This window comes from Ruegeria sp. YTSC192, from assembly GCF_059609705.1.
Genome location: NZ_JBXWMG010000009.1, coordinates 1 through 18,239, shown reverse-complemented (window position 1 = coordinate 18,239; position 18,239 = coordinate 1). Strand labels below are relative to the sequence as shown.

Here is an 18,239-nt window from a genome sequence, read left to right as displayed (position 1 = left end):
CCCCCTGCATAGGATATGCTGTGAGCGCTAACGGATTTTTCGACGAAGGACAGCTGGTTGCGGTGTTGACCACGCAGCCTCTGGACCGGACGTTGGACTACAAAGCGCCCGAAGGTGGGTGCTTTCTGGGTGCCTTTGTCGAGGTCCCGCTGGGTCCGCGCAAAGTGCTGGGTGTGGTCTGGGGGCCGGGACAGGGCGGGTTCGATCTGGCCAAGGCGCGGTCCGTGATCCGGGTGCTAGAGGTCGCGCCCATGCGCGAAGAGATGCGGGTGTTTCTAGGGAAAGTGGCGGACTACACGCTGACACCGATGCCTGCGATGCTGCGACTTGCGACCCGCGCGCCGGGCTTGGGGGATCCGCCGTCTATGCGCAAGGTCTACCGGTTGGGTACGTCTGAACCGGATCGGATGACCGATGCACGCACCCGGGTGCTTGAGGTGCTACGTGAATATGGCGGGCTGGCCTTTACCTTAAAGGAACTGGCCGAGCAGGCCGGGGTAACCACCTCTGTCGTCAAAGGGTTGGTCAAACTGGGCGCCGTTCGGGAAGAGGACAGCCCGCGTGATTTACCGTACCCCCATCTCGATCCCGAGTTGCCCGGAAAAGACCTGACCGAGGATCAGGCTGAAGCCGTGGCGCGACTGCAAATCGGCCAGCGGACAGGCAACTACGGCACAACGCTACTGAAAGGTGTGACGGGTTCCGGCAAAACCGAGGTCTATCTGGAGGCCGTCGCCGAAGCATTGCGCATGGGGCGGCAGGCGCTGGTTCTGCTGCCCGAGATTGCGCTGACCGCCGAATTCCTGACCCGAGTTGAGGCCCGGTTCGGTGCCCGCCCGGCCGAGTGGCACTCGGGGGCCACGATGACCGAACGCCGCCGGGTCTGGCGGATGGTCGGGCAGGGCGATGCGCAACTGGTCGTGGGTGCGCGCTCGGCCCTGTTCCTGCCATTCCGTGATTTGGGTCTGGTTGTGGTCGATGAGGAACACGACACTTCGTACAAACAGGAAGACGGCGTGCATTACAGCGCGCGGGACATGGCGGTTCTGCGCTCGGCCATTTGCGGCGGGCGGGTGATTCTGGCCAGCGCGACGCCCTCGTTGGAAAGCTGGGCCAATGCCGAGGCGGGCAAGTATGAGCGGCTGAATCTGACCTCGCGCTTCGGGGCGGCGGTGCTGCCCGAGATGAAGCCGATCGATATGCGGGCCGAGCAGATGCAGTCGGGGACATGGATTTCTCCGTCCTTGCGGCAGGCAGTGCGGCAACGGATTGAAAAGGGTGAACAGTCGCTGCTGTTCATCAACCGACGGGGCTATGCGCCGGTGACTTTGTGCCGGGCGTGCGGCGAGCAGATCGCCTGCGATCACTGCGACGCGCGGATGGTCGAACATCGGTTCCTCAAGCGCCTGATGTGCCATCAATGCGGCGAGACCAAGCCGATGCCCGAGATATGCCCCTCTTGCGGGGTCGAAGGGAAACTGGCCCCGGTCGGCCCGGGGATCGAGCGGCTGGCCGAAGAGGCCGAGGCGACGTTCCCCGAGGCCAAGATCGCAATGCTCAGCTCGGACCTGTTCGGCTCGGCCCGCGCGCTGAAGGCCAAGATTGAAGAGATCGCCGAGGGCGACGCCGATATCGTCATCGGCACGCAACTGGTGGCCAAGGGGCATAACTTTCCCAAGCTGACGCTGGTGGGGGTCATCGATGCCGATCTCAGCCTGCATGGCGCGGATTTGCGCGCGGCAGAGCGGACGTTTCAGCTGATGCGACAGGTGGCGGGGCGTGCGGGGCGCGCGGATAAGCCGGGGCAGGCGCTGCTGCAGACGTTTCAGCCCGAGCATCCGGTCATCCGCGCCATTCTGTCGGGGGATGAAGAAGGCTTCTGGAAAGCCGAGGCCGCCGGTCGACATGCCGCAGGCGTGCCGCCTTATGGTCGCATGGCGGGGATCGTGCTGTCCGGGCCCGAGGTTGCTCCGGTCTTTGATATCGGCAATGCGATGGCGCGCAATGACGCGCCATTGCGTGAGATTGGCGCTCAGGTCTTTGGTCCGGCCCCTGCGCCGATTGCCCGCATCCGGGGCAGGCATCGCGTGCGCCTTTTGGTCAAAGCCCCCAAGGGCGCGCCCATTCAGGATGCCATCGCCCGCTGGATTGCGCCATTGCGCCTGAAAGGGGATATCCGCCTAACTGTCGATATCGACCCACAGAACTTCTACTGACCTCTGCATAGACGCAGAGCGGATGTGCGCCGGGATGTCACCTCTCGTCAAACCAAAGAAATCGGCGTAGAGGGAGTCGCATGTTGAAACCCATGCCACTTGATGAGGCTCAGAGCCTGCCATTCTGGCGTCGCCCGATCACGCTGCTGTTCATGATGGCGCTGACCATGCCCATTGCCTTCAATGGGTGGAGCGCGCTGTTGAACAACTTCGTCATCGAAGTGGCGAATTTCGATGGCGCGGATATCGGGTTGCTGCACACGGTGCGGGAAATACCGGGTTTTCTGGCCGTTGGTGTGATCGCGGTGATCATCTTTGTGCGGGAACAGGTTCTGGCCATGATCTCGCTGATGATGCTGGGTGTGGCGACGGCGATGACCGCATGGTTTCCAAGCCTTGGGGGGTTGTTGTTCGTCACGCTCTTCAGCTCGATCGGGTTTCACTACTACGAGACGGTCAATCAGTCGTTGCAGTTGCAATGGCTGCCAAAGGACCGAGCGCCGCAGATTCTGGGATGGCTTGTGGCGATGGGTTCGGCAGCGACGGCAGTGGTCTATGGACTGATCGTCCTGACGTGGGACCGGTTCGACCTGTCCTACAACTTCGTCTTCATGATAGCGGGCGGTGCGACGGCGCTGTTGGCTCTGTTTTGCCTGCTGGCCTATCCGCAATTCGACGCACCGACACCGCAAACCAAAAAGCTGATCCTGCGCAAACGCTATTGGCTGTATTACGCGCTGCAGTTCATGGCAGGCGCACGTCGTCAGATCTTTGTGGTGTTCGCAGGCTTCATGATGGTTGAGAAGTTCGGGTTCGAGGTCCACGAACTCACCAGCCTTTATCTGATCAACCTCGCGATCAATATGGTTGCGGCTCCGATGTTGGGCAAAGCTGTGTCCAAATTTGGCGAGCGCCGAACGCTGATCTTCGAGTATGCCGGGCTGGCCATTGTTTTCGCAGCCTATGGCGGCATCTACTGGTTTGGGTGGGGCGTGGTTCTGGCAGCGACCCTATATGTAATCGACCATGTGCTGTTTGCGCTGGCTTTGGCCTTGAAAACCTATTTCCAGAAAATCGCCGATCCCGCCGACATCGCGCCGACGGCCGCTGTGGCGTTCACCATCAACCATATCGCGGCGGTGTTCCTGCCCGCGCTGCTTGGGTTGCTTTGGGTGGTCTCACCCAGCGCGGTGTTTGCGCTGGCGGCAGCGATGGCGATGATCTCGCTGGCCCTGTCGCTGCTGATCCCGCGCCATCCTGAGCCCGGCAATGAAACGATCCTGACCAAATACGCCTCTGCGCCTGCCGAATAGATGCCAGAGCTTGACGTTGGGCAGCCCACGCCCTAGGCGCTGTCCTGACCCAGACAGGAGGCCCCCATGCCCACATTCACCGCTTTTTCAACGCTGACCGGCAAGAAACCCGCTGAAGGTCTTGGCGAAGCGATGGAGCGTCTGGACCCCGAACCTACCGGCGTCGGCGTGTTCGAGGTCGAAGATGGATCGGGCCTGTGGGAGGTTGGCGGATATTTCACCGAAGCCCCCGATGAAACGGCGCTGGCCGTGCTGGCCGCCGCGTTCGAGGCCAAGCCCTTTGTGGTGTCTGAGCTGCCCGAAACCGATTGGGTTGCCCATGTGCGCCGCGAACTGGCCCCGGTTGAGGCGGGCCGCTTCTTTGTCTACGGCAGTCACGACACTGACAAGCTGCCCGAAGGCCGCATCCCGCTGTTGATCGAGGCTGCGATGGCCTTTGGCACTGGCCACCACGGAACCACTCTGGGCTGTCTGAAGGCGCTGGATCAGTTGCTGGACGAAGGGTTCTCGGCCACCAAAGTGGCTGATATCGGGTGTGGAACCGCCGTGCTGGCCATGGCAGCTGCGCGCGTCTGGGAAGGCGACATCATCGCAAGCGACATTGATCAGGTCGCCGTAGATGTGGCCGAGGCGAACCTGAAAGCCAACGGCATGTCTGGCCAGGTACACTGTGTCGAGGCCGCTGGCTTCGATCACCCGGACCTGAGCGCGCAAGCGCCCTATGACCTGATATTCGCAAACATCCTCAAGGGCCCACTGGTTGCCCTGTCGCCGGAAATCTCGGCGAATCTGCGGGCTGAGGGCTATGCAATCCTGTCAGGAATCCTCAATGAACAGGCCGATGATGTGGTTCAGGTTTATTCTCAGAATGGCTTCAATCTGCATCACAGGGATGAGATTGGTGAGTGGACGACGCTAATCTTAAGCAAACAGGGCTAAATCTGGGCCATTTACAGGAGTTTTCTGGAGTCGCGCCACGTTTTTGTCGCAATCTGTGCTTACCGTTTTCCAATCAATCAAATGGGGGGCGGTTTTGTGGAGGCTGCCATGACGGGAAAACAACTGGAATTTGATCAGCGCGTTCAGCGTCTGAACAAGAAGCATACGAAACTCAGCAAGGGCTATCGCGCGACGATGCGCAAAGATGGCTTGGTGGTGATGAAGCCGCAAAGGGTTCGTTCGGCAGTGCCGGCCAAAGTGCTGCTGTTTACGCTGCTGGCGGTTTTTGCCTTCAAGGCGTTTCTTCTGTCCAGTCTCGGCCCGTCGGGATATCAATACCGCATTGACAGCCTGAAAGAAGGCACTCAGGTCGAGCAGGCAGGCGCCTGGGTCATGCAGGCCGACCCGATTTCACAGTTTCTCTCGGTTCAGCTCAACAAACTCCTCTACTAAGCACAAGCTGAAACAGAAAACACCGCGGCTTTACGGCTCGCGGTGTTTCTTTGCGCCCCTCAGGGAGGAGGAAGGAGCGTATGATGAGCGGGCCGTCTTACTGACGGCCTTCGGCGATAGCGTCGATGTCGCCGCGGCACAGGCCGATATCTTCCAGTTCGCGGTCGCTCAGACCGGTTAGCGCGTTACGTGTTACGCGGGCGGCATTCCAATCTGCAGCAGCGTGCGCCGCCGATGTGATAAATGCGCCGATACGGCCAACGAGGCCGAATGAGCCAGTGGTGGCGATGCGGGTGGTGTCTAGTGCGGCCATATCCTGTTTCCTTCTGGTTTGCGTTTTGGTTTGATCTTGTGATCTGAGCGGCATCTAGTGTCGAAGATTTGCCCGCGCAATAGCATTTTTTGCATGTGTCCTATGCAGTTTTTGCAACGCTTGCAGAATCTGTAAGGGCCTTAAAAACAAGGTTAAATTTGGGCCACAAAAGCGTCGATTTCAGACCTTTTCAATGTCGCAAACTGTCCGCCGTGTCGCGCTTGGGATGGTGGTGTCGTTTTCAGGCTTCGGGTCAATTCGCTTGGAAAATGTTCACGCTTCGTGCTATCCGTTGAAAAAAGATCACAAATCCCAAACGGGCTGAGGCGAAGCATGCGAATTCTGGGCATTGATCCGGGGCTTAGGACCCTGGGATGGGGCGTCATCGAATCAAATGGCAGCCGGTTGAGCCACGTTTCAAACGGTTTATGCAAATCCGACGGGGATGATCTGGGTGAAAGGCTGCTGTCTCTGCACAATCAGGTTGTTGAGGTCATCGCCGAATACCGGCCTGACCAAGCTGCGATCGAGCAGACTTTCGTCAACAAGGACGGTGCCGGGACGTTGAAACTGGGTCAGGCGCGTGGGGTGGCCTTGCTGACGTTGGCGCAGGCTGGGCTGCCGGTGGGGGAATATGCCCCGAACCGGGTCAAGAAGACCGTCGTTGGCGTTGGGCATGCCGAGAAAGAGCAGGTCCTTCACATGGTCAAACTGCAGTTGCCGGGATGTCTGCCCAAAGGCGCGGATGCGGCGGATGCGTTGGCGATCGCGATCTGTCATGCCTATTACGGCAAGACACAACAGGCGCGGGTGAAAGAGGTAAGGGCATGATCGGTAAACTGACAGGGCGTCTGGACTATCGCGCCGCAGACCACATCCTGATCGACGTTCGGGGGGTGGGCTACATCGTCTATTGCTCGGACAGGACCATGGCCGCGTTGCCGGGCGTGGGTGAGGCGGTCTCGATCTACACTGATATGGTCGTGCGCGAAGACCTGATGCAGCTTTACGGGTTCCTGTCCCTGATCGAGAAGGAATGGCATCGACTGCTGTGTTCGGTTCAGGGCGTCGGGGCCAAGGTTTCGCTGGCCATTCTCAGCGCGTTGGGGCCGGATGGTGTAAGTCGCTCGATTGCTCTGGGCGATTGGGGCGCGGTCAAGGCCGCCAAAGGTGTGGGTCCAAAGACTGCGCAACGCATTGTTCTGGACCTCAAGGACAAGGCGCCGGGCGTTATGGCGATGGGCGGCACCGTGACCGAGGCGATGGACGGCCCCGCGTTGGAGGTTGTTGATACTGTCGAGCCGCAGCCAGCACCGAAACGGACCGCGAAACCGGCGTCGGGGTCGGCGGCGGCGTCTGCGGGGGCGTTGTCGGCCTTGTCGAATCTGGGATATGGCCCATCCGAGGCGGCCTCGGCCGTGGCAGAGGCGGCGGCCAATCTGCCCGACGCGGGTGAGGCTGAACTGATCCGCGCCGCGCTCAAGCTGCTGGCTCCGAAAGGGTGATTGAATGGTAGACGCCGATCCCACGCTGCGGCCGGACCCTCTGCCCGAGGACAATGACCGCGCCCTGCGTCCGCAGGGGTTGGATGAGTTCATCGGTCAGGCCGAGGCGCGCGCGAACCTGCGCATATTCATCCAATCTGCCAAGCAGCGCGGTGAGGCGATGGATCATACTCTGTTCCATGGCCCTCCGGGCTTGGGGAAAACCACGCTGGCGCAGATCATGGCGCGCGAGTTGGGGGTGAATTTCCGTATGACCTCTGGCCCGGTTCTGGCCAAGGCGGGCGATTTGGCGGCGATCCTGACCAATCTCGAAGCGCGGGATGTGTTGTTCATCGACGAAATCCATCGCTTGAACCCGGCGGTTGAGGAAGTTCTCTATCCTGCGATGGAGGATTTCGAGCTTGATCTGGTGATCGGAGAAGGCCCGGCGGCGCGCACGGTTCGGATTGAATTGCAGCCCTTCACACTGGTTGGTGCCACCACGCGGATGGGTTTGCTGACCACGCCGCTGCGTGACCGTTTTGGCATTCCGACCCGGTTGCAATTTTACACCGTTGAAGAGCTACACGAGATCGTCACCCGCAACGCGCGCAAACTGGGCGCGCCGGCAGATGATGAAGGCGCGAGAGAGATTGCGCGCCGGTCCCGCGGGACGCCTCGGATCGCGGGTCGTTTGTTGCGGCGGGTGGTAGACTTTGCCATCGTCGAAGGTGACGGGCGGATTACGCGCGAATTGGCCGATGGGGCATTGACACGTCTGGGCGTGGATCATCTCGGGCTGGATGGTGCGGACCGCCGGTATCTGAAACTGGTTGCCGAGAATTATGGCGGTGGTCCGGTTGGGATTGAGACGATGTCGGCGGCCTTGTCGGAAAGCCGTGACTCGCTTGAGGAAGTAATCGAGCCCTACTTGCTGCAGCAGGGGCTGATCCAGCGCACACCACGCGGGCGGATGTTGGCGCAAAAGGCGTGGACGCATTTGGGCATGGCTGCGCCAAAGGGTCAGAGCGATCTGTTTGGTTGAAGGCAGCGCCCAGAGAATTTAAGCCTTCTGTGAGAGCATTGCTAAAAAGATGAAAGGCTGGGCGTGACACCGGACGAGATCGAGGCGCTGTTTACGCGCGAAAGCGGAGAGTTCCTGTTTGCGCGGTGGGGTCGCCCCATTGTACCGATCGTTTTCGGTGTCGAGGATGAGACGCTGGCAACCGTCAAGGGCGCGTTCGAGGCGGTGGTGACGCTGGCCGGTCACAAGATGGCCGAGACGGACCCGGAACTGGGCGCCAATTGCATGGTCTTCTTTTTCCGCGACTGGCAGGAACTGCTGCAGGTTCCGGATTTGGATCGCCTTGTCCCCGATCTGGCGCCTCTGGTTGAGCGGCTGGTCACGGCAGATGCCAATCAGTACCGGATTTTCCGGTTCGAAGAAGACGGCGCGATCCGCGCGGCATTTGTTTTCCTGCGCATGGACAAGGATCTGTCGAAAGTCCCGGCTGAGACGCTCGCACTTGGTCAGGTGGTGCAGACCATCTTGCTGTGGTCTGATACCGCGTTTCGGGCGCAGTCGCCTCTGGCTGTGGCGGGTGAGGCAACGATCCTGCGCCCGGATATTGCGGGCCTGATCCGGGCGGCTTACGATCCGATCTTACCGGGGGCGGCGCAGGATGCCTCGCACGCGTTGCGCCTGTTTGCCCGGTTGGAGCCACCGCAATGAAGCACATCTTTCCGGTTCGCGTTTACTATGAGGACACCGACATGGGCGGGGTCGTTTATCACGCGAACTACCTGCGCTACATCGAACGGGCGCGCTCGGACTGGGTGCGCCGTTTGGGCAATGACCAGAACGCCATGCGGGATGAGGGGATCGTCTGGGTCGTTCGGCGGGTCGAGGCGGACTACCTGTCGCCTGCCAAGTTTGATGACGAATTGATCGTCGAAACAGAAGTGATCAAGATTTCCGGCGTGCGCCTGACCATGGCGCAACTGGTGAAGCGGGGCGAGACCGAAATTTTCCGCGCTTCGGTTACGGCGGTTTGCATCAACAAAGACGGCAAACCAATCCGTCTTCCGGCAGAGATTCGCGCATTGATGTAACAATTTCGCAGCCGGGGGTGGTTCTGTTGGCTTTTCAACCCCAACTGCGTTAGCGTTTGGCAAAACAAGGCCAGACAAAACGGCCATCAGGCAAAAAAGAGCAGGTTCATGGAAGCTGAAACGCTGGCGCTGGCGCAGGAGATCGATTTCTCCATGTGGGGGCTGTATGCCCGCGCGACCTTTATCGTAAAACTGGTGATGCTGATGTTGATCGGGGCGTCGATCTGGTCCTGGGGCATCATCATCCAGAAAATCATCAACTACCGTGCGGCCCGGCGTGAGGCACAGGTGTTCGATGAAAGCTTTTGGTCCGGGAACCCGCTGGATGAGTTGTTCGAGCAGATCGGTTCGCAGCCCGATGGCAGTTCCGAGAAGATCTTTGCGGCCGGAATGATCGAATGGCGCAGGTCGCATCGCACGGATGGCGGTTTGATCGCCGGGGCAACGGCCCGGATTGACCGGTCCATGGATGTGGCCATCGCGAAAGAGGCGGAGACACTGCAGAAAGGTCTGCCGATCCTGGCGACTGTCGGCTCGACCGCGCCGTTCATTGGTCTGTTCGGTACGGTTTGGGGCATCATGAACGCCTTTATCGAGATTGCCGAGCAGCAGAATACCAACCTCGCCGTTGTGGCCCCCGGCATTGCCGAGGCACTGTTGGCAACCGGCCTCGGCCTGCTGGCTGCGATCCCGGCGGTGATTTTCTACAACAAGCTCAGCGCTGATAGTGACCGGATTGTCGGAGGGTATGAGGCTTTTGCCGATGAGTTCGCCACCATTCTGTCGCGTCAGTTGGACGGCTGACCATGGGCGCGGCGGTTCAGCAAAGCTCGGGCGGGAACGGACGTAGGCGCGGACGGCGGCGTGGTCGCGCCCAGCCAATGGCTGAGATCAACGTCACGCCTTTTGTCGACGTCATGCTGGTGCTGTTGATCATCTTCATGGTCGCAGCGCCTTTGCTGACCGTTGGCGTGCCGGTCGATCTGCCCAAGACTGCCGCAAGCGCTTTGCCTGGTGACAGCGAGGAACCGCTGACCGTAACGCTGACTGCCGATGGCCGTATTCAGATCCAGACGACGGATATTGCGCGCGACGAGCTGATTGGACGGTTGCGCGCCATCGCGGCTGAGCGCAGCAGTGATCGTGTCTTCCTGCGGGCCGATGGGGCGATCCCCTATGCGCAGGTGATGCAGGTGATGGGCGCATTGAATGCGGGCGGTTTTTCGAATGTGGGTCTGGTGACGGATACCGGCGGGCCGACGCTGGACGATGGGTAAAGGTGGGGTCGCGCGGTGGATACCGGCACCAAGATTTCAGCGATTGCGCATGTCAGCCTGATTGGCTGGGCGTTGTTCGGCGGCACCTTCCGGTCCGAGCCGTTGCCGACGCAAGTGCAGGATGTTTCCGTGATTTCGGCTGAGCAATTCGCAGCACTCACGGCGCAGACCGATGCGCCGGAATTGCCGGAGTCGCCGGGGACTTTGGAACAACCCGACGCGCCTGAGCCTGAGGTCAGCACTCCTGAGGTGACACCGGAAGAACAACCGCGCCCGGAGCCCGTGACGCCCGCAGAGCCGGAGCCTGAGACCGTCCCCGAAACGGTCGAGGTTCCGCCTGAGCCCGAGCTGCCCGAAGAACCTCCGACGTTGACGGAACCGGAAACGGCCGCATTGCCGGTGCCGCCGGGACCCGAAGCGCAACCCAGCCCGGCCGAGCGCGTTGCCCCTGAGGCCATCGCGCCGCCTCCGCCTGAGGCTGAGCCAGATGAGGTGGAAACGCCCCCGGTTTCACTGGACGAAGGCGCCGAGACGCAGCAAGAGCAACAGGATCAGACGGCCCCGGAAGAAGCCGCGCCAGAGATCGTGACCGAGGCCGAAGAGACCAACGAGCCAGCGCCTCTGACCTCTCCGCGTCCGCGAGTACGGCCCAACCGTCCTGCCCCCGCGCCTGAGGTTGCGGAAACCCCCGAACCGGCTCCGGAAACCCCCGCGCCCACGCCTGCGCCGGACAATAGCGACGCCATCAATGATGCGTTGTCCGAAGCCTTGGCGGGTGGAACGGAACCCTCCGGCCCGCCGCTGACCAGCGGTGAAAAGGACGGGATGAGGGTTGCTGTGTCGCGGTGCTGGAATGTCGGATCGCTGTCGACCGATGCTCTGAACGTGGTGGTTACGGTTGCGTTCTCGCTCAATCGTGATGGCACGGTGATCGGCGAGAGCATCCGGTTGCTGAACAGCTCTGGCGGTGCAACGGGTGCCGAAAATCAAGCCTATCAGGCGGCCCGACGCGCAATTTTGCGCTGTGGCGCGCGTGGATATGATCTGCCTGCTGACAAATACGACCACTGGCAGGATATTGAGATTACATTCAATCCCGAGAGGATGCGGATCAAATGATGAAACTTCTGACCAGCCTCTTTCTTGGGCTGACCCTGTTGTCGGCTCCGGTTTACGCTCAGAACAGCCCGCTGCGTTTGGAAATCGACGAAGGCATCATCGAGCCGATGCCCTTTGCGGTTCCCAACTTCGTGCCGGACGGCCCGGCAGCGGCGCAGTTCGCCAACGATATCTCACGCGTTGTTGCGGCGGATCTGACCGGAACGGGGTTGTTCCGCGAAATCTCCTCGGACGCGTTCATCAGCCGGGTCAGCAGTTTTGACGCTCCGGTCCAGTTTGCCGATTGGAAAGCGATCAATGCGCAGGCATTGGTGACAGGGGCGGTGAATGTCTCGGGCAAGCGGCTGACGGTTCGGTTCCGGGTCTGGGATGTGTTCTCGGGGCAGGAGCTTGGGAATGGTCTGCAACTGGCTGGTACCACGGATGGTTGGCGGCGCATGGCGCATAAGGTTGCGGATCAGGTTTACAGCCGGATCACAGGCGAGGGCGGTTATTTCGACAGCCGTGTTGCGTTCGTGTCGGAAAGCGGCCCGAAGAACCAGCGCCTCAAGCGGTTGGCGATCATGGATTATGACGGGGCCAATGTTCAGTATATGACGGATAGCGCAGCCATCGTTCTGGCCCCGCGCTTTTCACCGACGGGCGAGCAACTGCTCTATACCAGCTATGAAAGCGGCAGTCCGCGGATCTATATTCTGGATGTCGGTCGTGTGCAGCGGCGCGAGCTGCAAACGCAGGACGGCACCATGAGCTTTTCTCCGCGCTTTTCGCCGGACGGGCGGTCGATTGTGTATTCACTGATTCAGGGCGGCAACACCGATCTTTGGCGGATGGATCTGGCCTCAGGCCAAAGTACTCGCCTGACCAACACGCCTGCGATTGAAACCGCGCCCAGCTATTCGCCGGATGGCAGCCAGATCGTGTTTGAAAGCGACCGTTCAGGCACGCCGCAGCTTTATGTAATGGCGGCAAACGGGGGCGAAGCGACGCGGATCAGTTTTGGTCAGGGACGGTATGGTACGCCGGTCTGGTCGCCGCGAGGTGATCTGATTGCCTTTACCAAGCAGAACAAAGGTCGGTTCCATATCGGAGTAATGCGCACCGACGGCAGCGAGGAGCGCCTGCTGACATCATCCTTCCTCGACGAAGGCCCGACCTGGTCGCCAAACGGGCGCGTCATCATGTTCACCCGTGAAACGCAGGGCGCAAGCGGCCGGGCGACGCTTTATTCCGTGGATATCTCGGGTCGGAATTTGCGCCCCGTGCGGACGCCGGATGGCGGTAGCGATCCGTCCTGGGGGCCATTGCAGAATTGATCACCGCCACCGCGCGGCAAAGTTCACAAGAAACCGTCGCTGTGATAGACAGGCGGCAACAAACAAAACAACGAGGCACTTGAGATGAACGTATTGGGCAAAATCCTGGCCTTGGGCGCGCTGAGCGTGGTCGCGGCCTGTACCAACAATGATCCTTCGGCTTTGGGTGGCAGTGGCGCTGGTGGTAGCGGCTCGATTGTCGCGGGCTCTCCCAGTGATCCGCGCTCGCCCGCGTATTTCCAGCAGACGGTCGGGGATCGTGTTCTGTTCGCGGTCGATCAGTCCACCCTGTCTCCGCAGGCGCAGACCGTTTTGCAGGGGCAGGCGGAATGGCTGTTGGCCAACCCGGACTATTTCGCGAAAATCGAAGGTCATGCGGATGAACAGGGCACACGCGAATACAACCTTGCGCTGGGCGCACGCCGGGCCAATGCAGCGCGCGAATACCTGATTTCGCGTGGCGTGGCGGGCAACCGTCTGATGACGGTCAGCTTCGGCAAGGAACGCCCGATCGAGATTTGCAGCACCGAGGATTGCTATTCCAAAAACCGCCGCGCAGTGACGGTGCTGACCGGTTCAAGTTTGGGGTAAGACGATGAGAGTTGCAGGATGGGTTCTGGCCGCAGTTGTGGCAACAGCAGGCGTGGCGCAAGCGCAGGATCAGCAGACCCTGGCGGATATCCGGCAGGAGCTGACAGTGCTACATGTCGAGATACAGCGCCTGAAACGAGAGTTTTCAACCACTGGTTCCCCTACGCCGAATCTGTCTGGCAGCTCGATCCTTGAACGGGTCGATGCGATTGAGGCCGAGTTGCAGCGCCTGACCCGTCAGACCGAGCAGTTGAACCAGCGTGTCCAGAATATCGTGACCGATGGCACCAACCGGATTGGTGATCTTGAATTCCGTCTGGTCGAGCTGGAAGGCGGCGATTTGTCGACACTGGGTGAGACCTCCACTTTGGGTGGCGAAGGGGCATCCACCGCTGCGGTAACACCCGCGCCGACGGAGCCGAGCACTTCGGACCAGGGCGAGCTAGCCGTCGGCGAACGAGCGGATTTCGACGATGCGTCGCAGGCGCTGGCCGATGGTGATTTCCAGACGGCCGCCACGATGTTCGCACAATTCGACACTTCCTATCCCGGCAGCCCCCTTGCGCCCGAGGCGCATTTGAACCGCGGCAAAGCGCTCGAAGGGCTCGGAGACACGCGCGAGGCAGCGCGTGCATTCCTCGCCAGCTTCACCGGAGATTCCGAAGGCGCCGTAGCCCCCGAAGCTCTGTTCGAGCTTGGTGCAGCTTTGGGCCGTTTGGGACAGACCGATCAAGCCTGTATCACCTTGTCCGAAGTTGGCGTGCGTTTCCCGGCCTCGGGGCAAGCTACCAGTGCGGTGCAGGAAATGGCCTCTTTGGGGTGTTCTTGACCCCGTCACTCGACACACTGACATCCGACCTGCGCGCCCGGTTGCCTGAACGGTTGCCTGGGCGCTTGGGCATCGCGGTTTCGGGCGGAGGGGACTCGGTTGCCCTCATGCACCTTTTGCACCGCATTGCGTCTGACGAAGGTGTGGCGCTGTTCGCTGCCACGGTCGACCACGGTTTGCGCGCCGAGTCGGTGGATGAGGCGCGAACGGTTGCCAAACAAGCCGCCGCGCTGGGTATCCCTCATGACACATTGCGTTGGCAGGGTTGGGACGGCGCGGGCAATCTGCAGGATCAGGCCCGACAGGCGCGGTATGCCCTGCTGACCGAGTGGGCGAAGCGCAACGATATCAACGCGATTGCGCTTGGCCATACGGCGGATGATCAGGCCGAAACAATTCTGATGCGACTGGCCCGTGCAGCCGGGGTGACGGGTCTGTCGGGTATGCCAACAACTCGAACCCGCGATGGGATCGACCTGATGCGCCCCATGCTGGGGATCACTCGGGATCGGCTGCGGGCCTATTTGACTGAGATTGGCGCGCAATGGATCGAAGACCCCTCGAATCAGGACGCCCGCTTTGACCGTATCAAGGCGCGGCAGGCCCTGTCTGATCTGGAACCGCTGGGTATTTCGGTGGAAACCCTGACGCGCGTCGCCGACAACCTCACACAAGGGCGTGAGGCGCTGGAACGCTATGCGCAGGTCTCCGCCCAACGGGTTGCCGCCGTCGATGCGGGGGCTGTCGTGCTGGATCGCGAAGGCTTTGCCGCACTGCCCAAAGAAATCCGCCGCAGGGTTCTGGTTGGCGCAGTGGCGTGGATCGCGGGCCCCGGCTATCCGCCGCGCCAATCGAGCGTGGATCAGGCGTTGCAGGCTATCCTGAACGGAGTTTCCGGCGCAATTGGAGGCTGTTTGCTGCTTTCTCAGGCAGAAAAACACTGGATCTGCAGGGAATTCAACGCGGTTGACGGCCTGAACGCACAAGTCGGGGATACATGGGACGCGCGGTGGCTGCTGTCCGGGCCCGATATCCCGGGGGCCGAGATTCGGGCATTGGGCGAAAGAGGCCTGCAACTGTTGCCGGACTGGCGTGCTACCGGGCGTCCTCGGCTTGCGTTGCAGGCGTCTCCGGCGGTTTGGAGGGGGGGCGCGCTAGAGGCCGCCCCGCTGGCCGGATTCGCAAATGGCTGGTGTGCTGATCTGGCCCCCGATTGGCCCGAGTTTCACGCATCCTTTTTATCGCATTGAACCTCAGCCAATCCTCTCTATTTTAAGAAGCAACCCGGCAGGTCCTTGTCTGCCGAAATCTTTTGGGAGAATTTCCTTGGGCAACGCTCGTAATATCGCCTTCTGGGTCGTTCTGTTCCTGCTGATCCTTGCGCTGTTCAACCTGTTCAGCGGACCGGGGGGAACACTTCAGGGCAATGAACGCACCTATTCCGACTTTGTCAGCGCCGTTCAAAGCGGTGAGGTCAAGAACGTCACGCTGGATGGTGAGCAAATTCGCTTCACGGTACAAAGCGGCGCGAATTACACCACGATCAAACCCGGTGACGCCGAGGTGACGAAACTGCTGATCGACGAAAATATCCCGGTCGAAGCGGTCAAACAGCAGCAATCGGGCTTTCAATCTTTCCTGATCACCCTGCTGCCTTTCGTGCTGCTGATCGGCGTCTGGGTCTATTTCATGAACCGGATGCAGGGCGGCGGCAAAGGCGGCGCGATGGGCTTTGGCAAGTCCAAGGCCAAGATGTTGACCGAAAAGCATGGCCGCGTGACCTTTGACGATGTGGCCGGCATCGACGAGGCCAAGGAAGAGCTGGAGGAGATCGTTGAATTCCTGCGCAACCCGCAGAAGTTCAGCCGCTTGGGTGGCAAGATCCCCAAAGGCGCTTTGCTGGTTGGCCCTCCGGGTACTGGTAAAACGTTGCTGGCCCGAGCGATTGCGGGTGAGGCGGGTGTGCCGTTCTTCACCATTTCAGGGTCTGACTTTGTCGAGATGTTCGTGGGTGTTGGCGCGAGCCGTGTCCGTGACATGTTCGAACAGGCCAAGAAGAACGCGCCTTGTATCGTATTTATCGACGAGATCGACGCTGTGGGCCGCCATCGTGGTGCCGGTTATGGCGGGGGCAACGACGAACGCGAACAGACCCTCAACCAGTTGCTGGTCGAGATGGACGGGTTTGAGGCCAACGAGGGCGTCATCATTCTGGCGGCCACCAACCGTAAAGACGTTCTGGACCCCGCGCTGCTGCGTCCGGGCCGGTTTGACCGCAATGTGACCGTCGGCAATCCAGACATCAAAGGGCGCGAAAAGATTCTGGGCGTGCATGCCCGCAAGACGCCTCTGGGTCCTGATGTTGATCTGCGCATCATCGCGCGCGGTACGCCGGGTTTCTCGGGTGCTGATCTGGCGAACCTCGTGAACGAGGCCGCACTGATGGCTGCCCGCGTAGGCCGTCGCTTTGTCACCATGGAAGACTTCGAGAACGCCAAGGACAAGGTGATGATGGGGGCCGAGCGCCGCTCGATGGTGCTGACCCAGGATCAAAAGGAAAAGACCGCCTATCACGAGGCGGGCCACGCCGTTGTCGGTCTGGCACTGCCGATGTGTGATCCGGTCTACAAGGCAACGATCATTCCGCGCGGTGGTGCGCTGGGTATGGTTGTTTCGCTGCCGGAAATGGATCGTCTCAACTATCACCGTGATGAATGTGAGCAAAAGCTGGCCATGACCATGGCGGGCAAGGCGGCTGAGGTCATCAAATATGGTGAAGACCATGTTTCGAACGGTCCGGCGGGCGATATCATGCAGGCCAGCCAACTGGCGCGTGCGATGGTGATGCGCTGGGGTATGTCGGACAAGGTCGGTAATATCGACTATGCCGAAGCTCATGAGGGCTATTCGGGCAACACTGCCGGGTTCTCGGTCTCGGCCCATACCAAAGAGCTGATCGAGGAAGAGGTAAAGCGCCTGATCCAGCAGGGGTATGAGCGCGCCCACAAAATTCTGACTGACAAGAACGAGGAATGGGAGCGTCTGGCGCAGGGCCTGTTGGAATATGAGACCCTGACTGGCGAAGAGATCAAACGCGTGATGAATGGCGATGCGCCAAGCGAAGGCGATGATGAAGGCGACAGCCCGGATCAGGGCAGCGCGCCCAGCGTCACGGCCATTCCCAAGACCAAGCCCAAGAAATCTCCGCCCGAAGGTGGGATGGAACCGGAGCCAACCACATAAACATAAAAAACCCGAGGTCAGGACCTCGGGTTTTTTCTTTTCATCCGCTAGCTGCTGGTCATTATGCGCAGTTGGATGAAGAAGGAAAACCCCATGCCGTTCCTGCGTGAAACCGAATACTCTGCCGAGGTCGTCTGGTTGGGGCGTGTCCCGGCCGGCCAGTCGTTGCGCGCGCGGCCCGTTGAGACGTTGGAGTTTGGTTTTGACGGGGTACAGGGTGAACGGCACGAAGGTCTCAACCGTGCCTCTTGCGTGCGTGTCAGCAATGTCTATCCGAAAGGAACCGAGATCAGGAATGTTCGTCAGGTGTCGATTCTGTCAACCGAGGAGCTGTCAGAAATTGCCGCCGCGATGGGGATGGACCATCTCGACCCGTCCTATTTGGGGGCTTCTATCGTGCTGCAGGGTATCCCTGATTTCTCCCATATTCCGCCGTCCTCACGCCTGAGATCCGAGGCGGGTTTGACGCTTACAGTCGATATGGAGAACGCACCCTGTATTCTGCCCGGACGCGAGATCGAGGCAGATTACAACGGCCACGGTGCTGCCTTCAAACCAGCCGCGCGGGGGCGGCGGGGGATTACAGGATGGGTCGAGCGACCCGGCGACCTGCATATCGGGGATCGTTTGCAGTTGTTTATTCCCGATCAGCCGCTCTGGCAGCCATAGCGCCCATTCGTTTCCGATTGGAAACATCCGAAATTGGACGACGCCGTTTCGCGGCACGAATATGTCGGAATCCATTGCCACGGGACCGGTGTACAACGGTATGGATTGCTTAGCTCCGACGCGCCGCGTCGGTTTTGTACGCCATTCAATCAGGGACCCTGCCCAATGAGCTATAAGTCTGACATCGAAATCGCGCGTGAGGCGAATAAGAAGCCGATTCAGGAGATCGGTGCGAAGATTGGCATCGAGTCAGCGGATCTGCTGCCCTACGGCCACGACAAGGCGAAAGTCAGCCAGGACTTCATCAACTCGGTTCAGGGCCGTGAGGATGGCAAGCTGATCCTTGTGACTGCGATCAACCCGAC

The 18,239-nt window shown here is 60.4% G+C and carries 20 protein-coding genes; 19 read left to right on the top strand and 1 reads right to left on the bottom strand.

The features are described from left to right. Positions 1-20 precede the first annotated feature (20 nt). From AC2FD8_RS13520 to AC2FD8_RS13505, 4 genes are all read left to right on the top strand, one after another. On the top strand, positions 21-2,216 hold the full coding sequence (locus AC2FD8_RS13520; RefSeq protein WP_496857101.1) for a primosomal protein N': 2,196 nt from the start codon (positions 21-23) through the stop codon (positions 2,214-2,216). Between the two features lie 80 nt (positions 2,217-2,296). Beyond that, positions 2,297-3,529, top strand: a complete 1,233-nt coding sequence (locus tag AC2FD8_RS13515) for an MFS transporter (RefSeq protein ID WP_496857103.1) — start codon at positions 2,297-2,299, stop codon at positions 3,527-3,529. A 66-nt stretch (positions 3,530-3,595) separates the two neighbouring features. Further along, positions 3,596-4,468, top strand: coding sequence for a 50S ribosomal protein L11 methyltransferase (locus AC2FD8_RS13510; RefSeq protein ID WP_496857105.1), 873 nt, complete (start codon positions 3,596-3,598; stop codon positions 4,466-4,468). Positions 4,469-4,549: 81 nt separating this feature from the next. Beyond that, a complete protein-coding gene (locus tag AC2FD8_RS13505; protein ID WP_496857107.1) occupies positions 4,550-4,921 on the top strand; it encodes a hypothetical protein in 372 nt (123 codons plus the stop codon). Between the two features lie 97 nt (positions 4,922-5,018). Here AC2FD8_RS13505 and AC2FD8_RS13500 read toward each other — a convergent pair whose 3' ends face one another. After that, on the bottom strand, positions 5,019-5,234 hold the full coding sequence (locus AC2FD8_RS13500; protein WP_496857109.1) for a DUF1127 domain-containing protein: 216 nt from the start codon (positions 5,232-5,234) through the stop codon (positions 5,019-5,021). Positions 5,235-5,567: 333 nt separating this feature from the next. On the opposite strand from AC2FD8_RS13500, the gene ruvC reads away from it, so the two are divergent. The 15 genes from ruvC to AC2FD8_RS13425 form a co-directional block, all read left to right on the top strand. After that, entirely contained in the window at positions 5,568-6,065 is a 498-nt protein-coding gene (gene ruvC, locus AC2FD8_RS13495; RefSeq protein WP_496857111.1) for a crossover junction endodeoxyribonuclease RuvC, read from the top strand. After that, positions 6,062-6,739: a Holliday junction branch migration protein RuvA gene (gene ruvA, locus AC2FD8_RS13490; RefSeq protein ID WP_496857112.1), complete on the top strand. Its 678-nt coding sequence runs from the start codon at positions 6,062-6,064 to the stop codon at positions 6,737-6,739. The genes ruvC and ruvA overlap by 4 nt, the downstream gene beginning before the upstream one ends. A gap of 4 nt (positions 6,740-6,743) precedes the next feature. After that, positions 6,744-7,763, top strand: a complete 1,020-nt coding sequence (ruvB, locus tag AC2FD8_RS13485) for a Holliday junction branch migration DNA helicase RuvB (RefSeq protein WP_496857114.1) — start codon at positions 6,744-6,746, stop codon at positions 7,761-7,763. 63 nt (positions 7,764-7,826) lie between these two features. Continuing rightward, positions 7,827-8,450: a hypothetical protein gene (locus AC2FD8_RS13480; protein WP_496857116.1), complete on the top strand. Its 624-nt coding sequence runs from the start codon at positions 7,827-7,829 to the stop codon at positions 8,448-8,450. Then, positions 8,447-8,830, top strand: a complete 384-nt coding sequence (gene ybgC, locus AC2FD8_RS13475) for a tol-pal system-associated acyl-CoA thioesterase (RefSeq protein WP_496857118.1) — start codon at positions 8,447-8,449, stop codon at positions 8,828-8,830. The genes AC2FD8_RS13480 and ybgC overlap by 4 nt, the downstream gene beginning before the upstream one ends. A gap of 108 nt (positions 8,831-8,938) precedes the next feature. Next, positions 8,939-9,634 (top strand): protein TolQ, encoded by a 696-nt coding sequence (gene tolQ, locus AC2FD8_RS13470; protein WP_496857119.1) that lies wholly within the window; start codon positions 8,939-8,941, stop codon positions 9,632-9,634. A gap of 2 nt (positions 9,635-9,636) precedes the next feature. After that, the gene (gene tolR, locus AC2FD8_RS13465; protein ID WP_170462265.1) at positions 9,637-10,107 is read left to right on the top strand and encodes a protein TolR; all 471 of its coding nucleotides are present in this window, start codon (positions 9,637-9,639) and stop codon (positions 10,105-10,107) included. A 15-nt stretch (positions 10,108-10,122) separates the two neighbouring features. Further along, a complete protein-coding gene (gene tolA / locus AC2FD8_RS13460; protein WP_496857121.1) occupies positions 10,123-11,226 on the top strand; it encodes a cell envelope integrity protein TolA in 1,104 nt (367 codons plus the stop codon). Beyond that, a complete protein-coding gene (gene tolB / locus AC2FD8_RS13455; protein WP_496857122.1) occupies positions 11,223-12,542 on the top strand; it encodes a Tol-Pal system beta propeller repeat protein TolB in 1,320 nt (439 codons plus the stop codon). The genes tolA and tolB overlap by 4 nt, the downstream gene beginning before the upstream one ends. 84 nt (positions 12,543-12,626) lie before the next feature. After that, positions 12,627-13,133, top strand: coding sequence for a peptidoglycan-associated lipoprotein Pal (gene pal, locus AC2FD8_RS13450; RefSeq protein ID WP_496857124.1), 507 nt, complete (start codon positions 12,627-12,629; stop codon positions 13,131-13,133). Positions 13,134-13,137: 4 nt separating this feature from the next. Beyond that, entirely contained in the window at positions 13,138-13,962 is an 825-nt protein-coding gene (gene ybgF / locus AC2FD8_RS13445) for a tol-pal system protein YbgF (RefSeq protein ID WP_496857126.1), read from the top strand. Then, entirely contained in the window at positions 13,953-15,212 is a 1,260-nt protein-coding gene (tilS, locus tag AC2FD8_RS13440) for a tRNA lysidine(34) synthetase TilS (protein WP_496857128.1), read from the top strand. The genes ybgF and tilS overlap by 10 nt, the downstream gene beginning before the upstream one ends. Positions 15,213-15,288: 76 nt before the next feature. Beyond that, the gene (ftsH, locus tag AC2FD8_RS13435; protein ID WP_496857130.1) at positions 15,289-17,205 is read left to right on the top strand and encodes an ATP-dependent zinc metalloprotease FtsH; all 1,917 of its coding nucleotides are present in this window, start codon (positions 15,289-15,291) and stop codon (positions 17,203-17,205) included. Positions 17,206-17,298: 93 nt separating this feature from the next. Continuing rightward, positions 17,299-17,874: an MOSC domain-containing protein gene (locus tag AC2FD8_RS13430; protein WP_496857138.1), complete on the top strand. Its 576-nt coding sequence runs from the start codon at positions 17,299-17,301 to the stop codon at positions 17,872-17,874. Positions 17,875-18,039: 165 nt separating this feature from the next. Continuing rightward, the coding region (locus tag AC2FD8_RS13425; RefSeq protein ID WP_496857132.1) for a formate--tetrahydrofolate ligase at positions 18,040-18,239 on the top strand (200 nt) is incomplete at its 3' end.

Bases quoted from the DNA above. Each gene is read 5' to 3' on its own strand.
- AC2FD8_RS13505 (WP_496857107.1), top strand. From the start codon at position 4,550: ATGGGGGGCGGTTTTGTGGAGGCTGCCATGACGGGAAAACAACTGGAA.
- tolB (WP_496857122.1), top strand. From the start codon at position 11,223: ATGATGAAACTTCTGACCAGCCTCTTTCTTGGGCTGACCCTGTTGTCG.
- ruvB (WP_496857114.1), top strand. From the start codon at position 6,744: ATGGTAGACGCCGATCCCACGCTGCGGCCGGACCCTCTGCCCGAGGAC.
- ruvC (WP_496857111.1), top strand. From the start codon at position 5,568: ATGCGAATTCTGGGCATTGATCCGGGGCTTAGGACCCTGGGATGGGGC.
- AC2FD8_RS13515 (WP_496857103.1), top strand. From the start codon at position 2,297: ATGTTGAAACCCATGCCACTTGATGAGGCTCAGAGCCTGCCATTCTGG.
- tolR (WP_170462265.1), top strand. From the start codon at position 9,637: ATGGGCGCGGCGGTTCAGCAAAGCTCGGGCGGGAACGGACGTAGGCGC.
- ruvA (WP_496857112.1), top strand. From the start codon at position 6,062: ATGATCGGTAAACTGACAGGGCGTCTGGACTATCGCGCCGCAGACCAC.
- ybgC (WP_496857118.1), top strand. From the start codon at position 8,447: ATGAAGCACATCTTTCCGGTTCGCGTTTACTATGAGGACACCGACATG.
- AC2FD8_RS13430 (WP_496857138.1), top strand. From the start codon at position 17,299: ATGCCGTTCCTGCGTGAAACCGAATACTCTGCCGAGGTCGTCTGGTTG.
- AC2FD8_RS13510 (WP_496857105.1), top strand. From the start codon at position 3,596: ATGCCCACATTCACCGCTTTTTCAACGCTGACCGGCAAGAAACCCGCT.
- AC2FD8_RS13500 (WP_496857109.1), bottom strand. From the start codon at position 5,234: ATGGCCGCACTAGACACCACCCGCATCGCCACCACTGGCTCATTCGGC.
- ybgF (WP_496857126.1), top strand. From the start codon at position 13,138: ATGAGAGTTGCAGGATGGGTTCTGGCCGCAGTTGTGGCAACAGCAGGC.
- pal (WP_496857124.1), top strand. From the start codon at position 12,627: ATGAACGTATTGGGCAAAATCCTGGCCTTGGGCGCGCTGAGCGTGGTC.
- tolQ (WP_496857119.1), top strand. From the start codon at position 8,939: ATGGAAGCTGAAACGCTGGCGCTGGCGCAGGAGATCGATTTCTCCATG.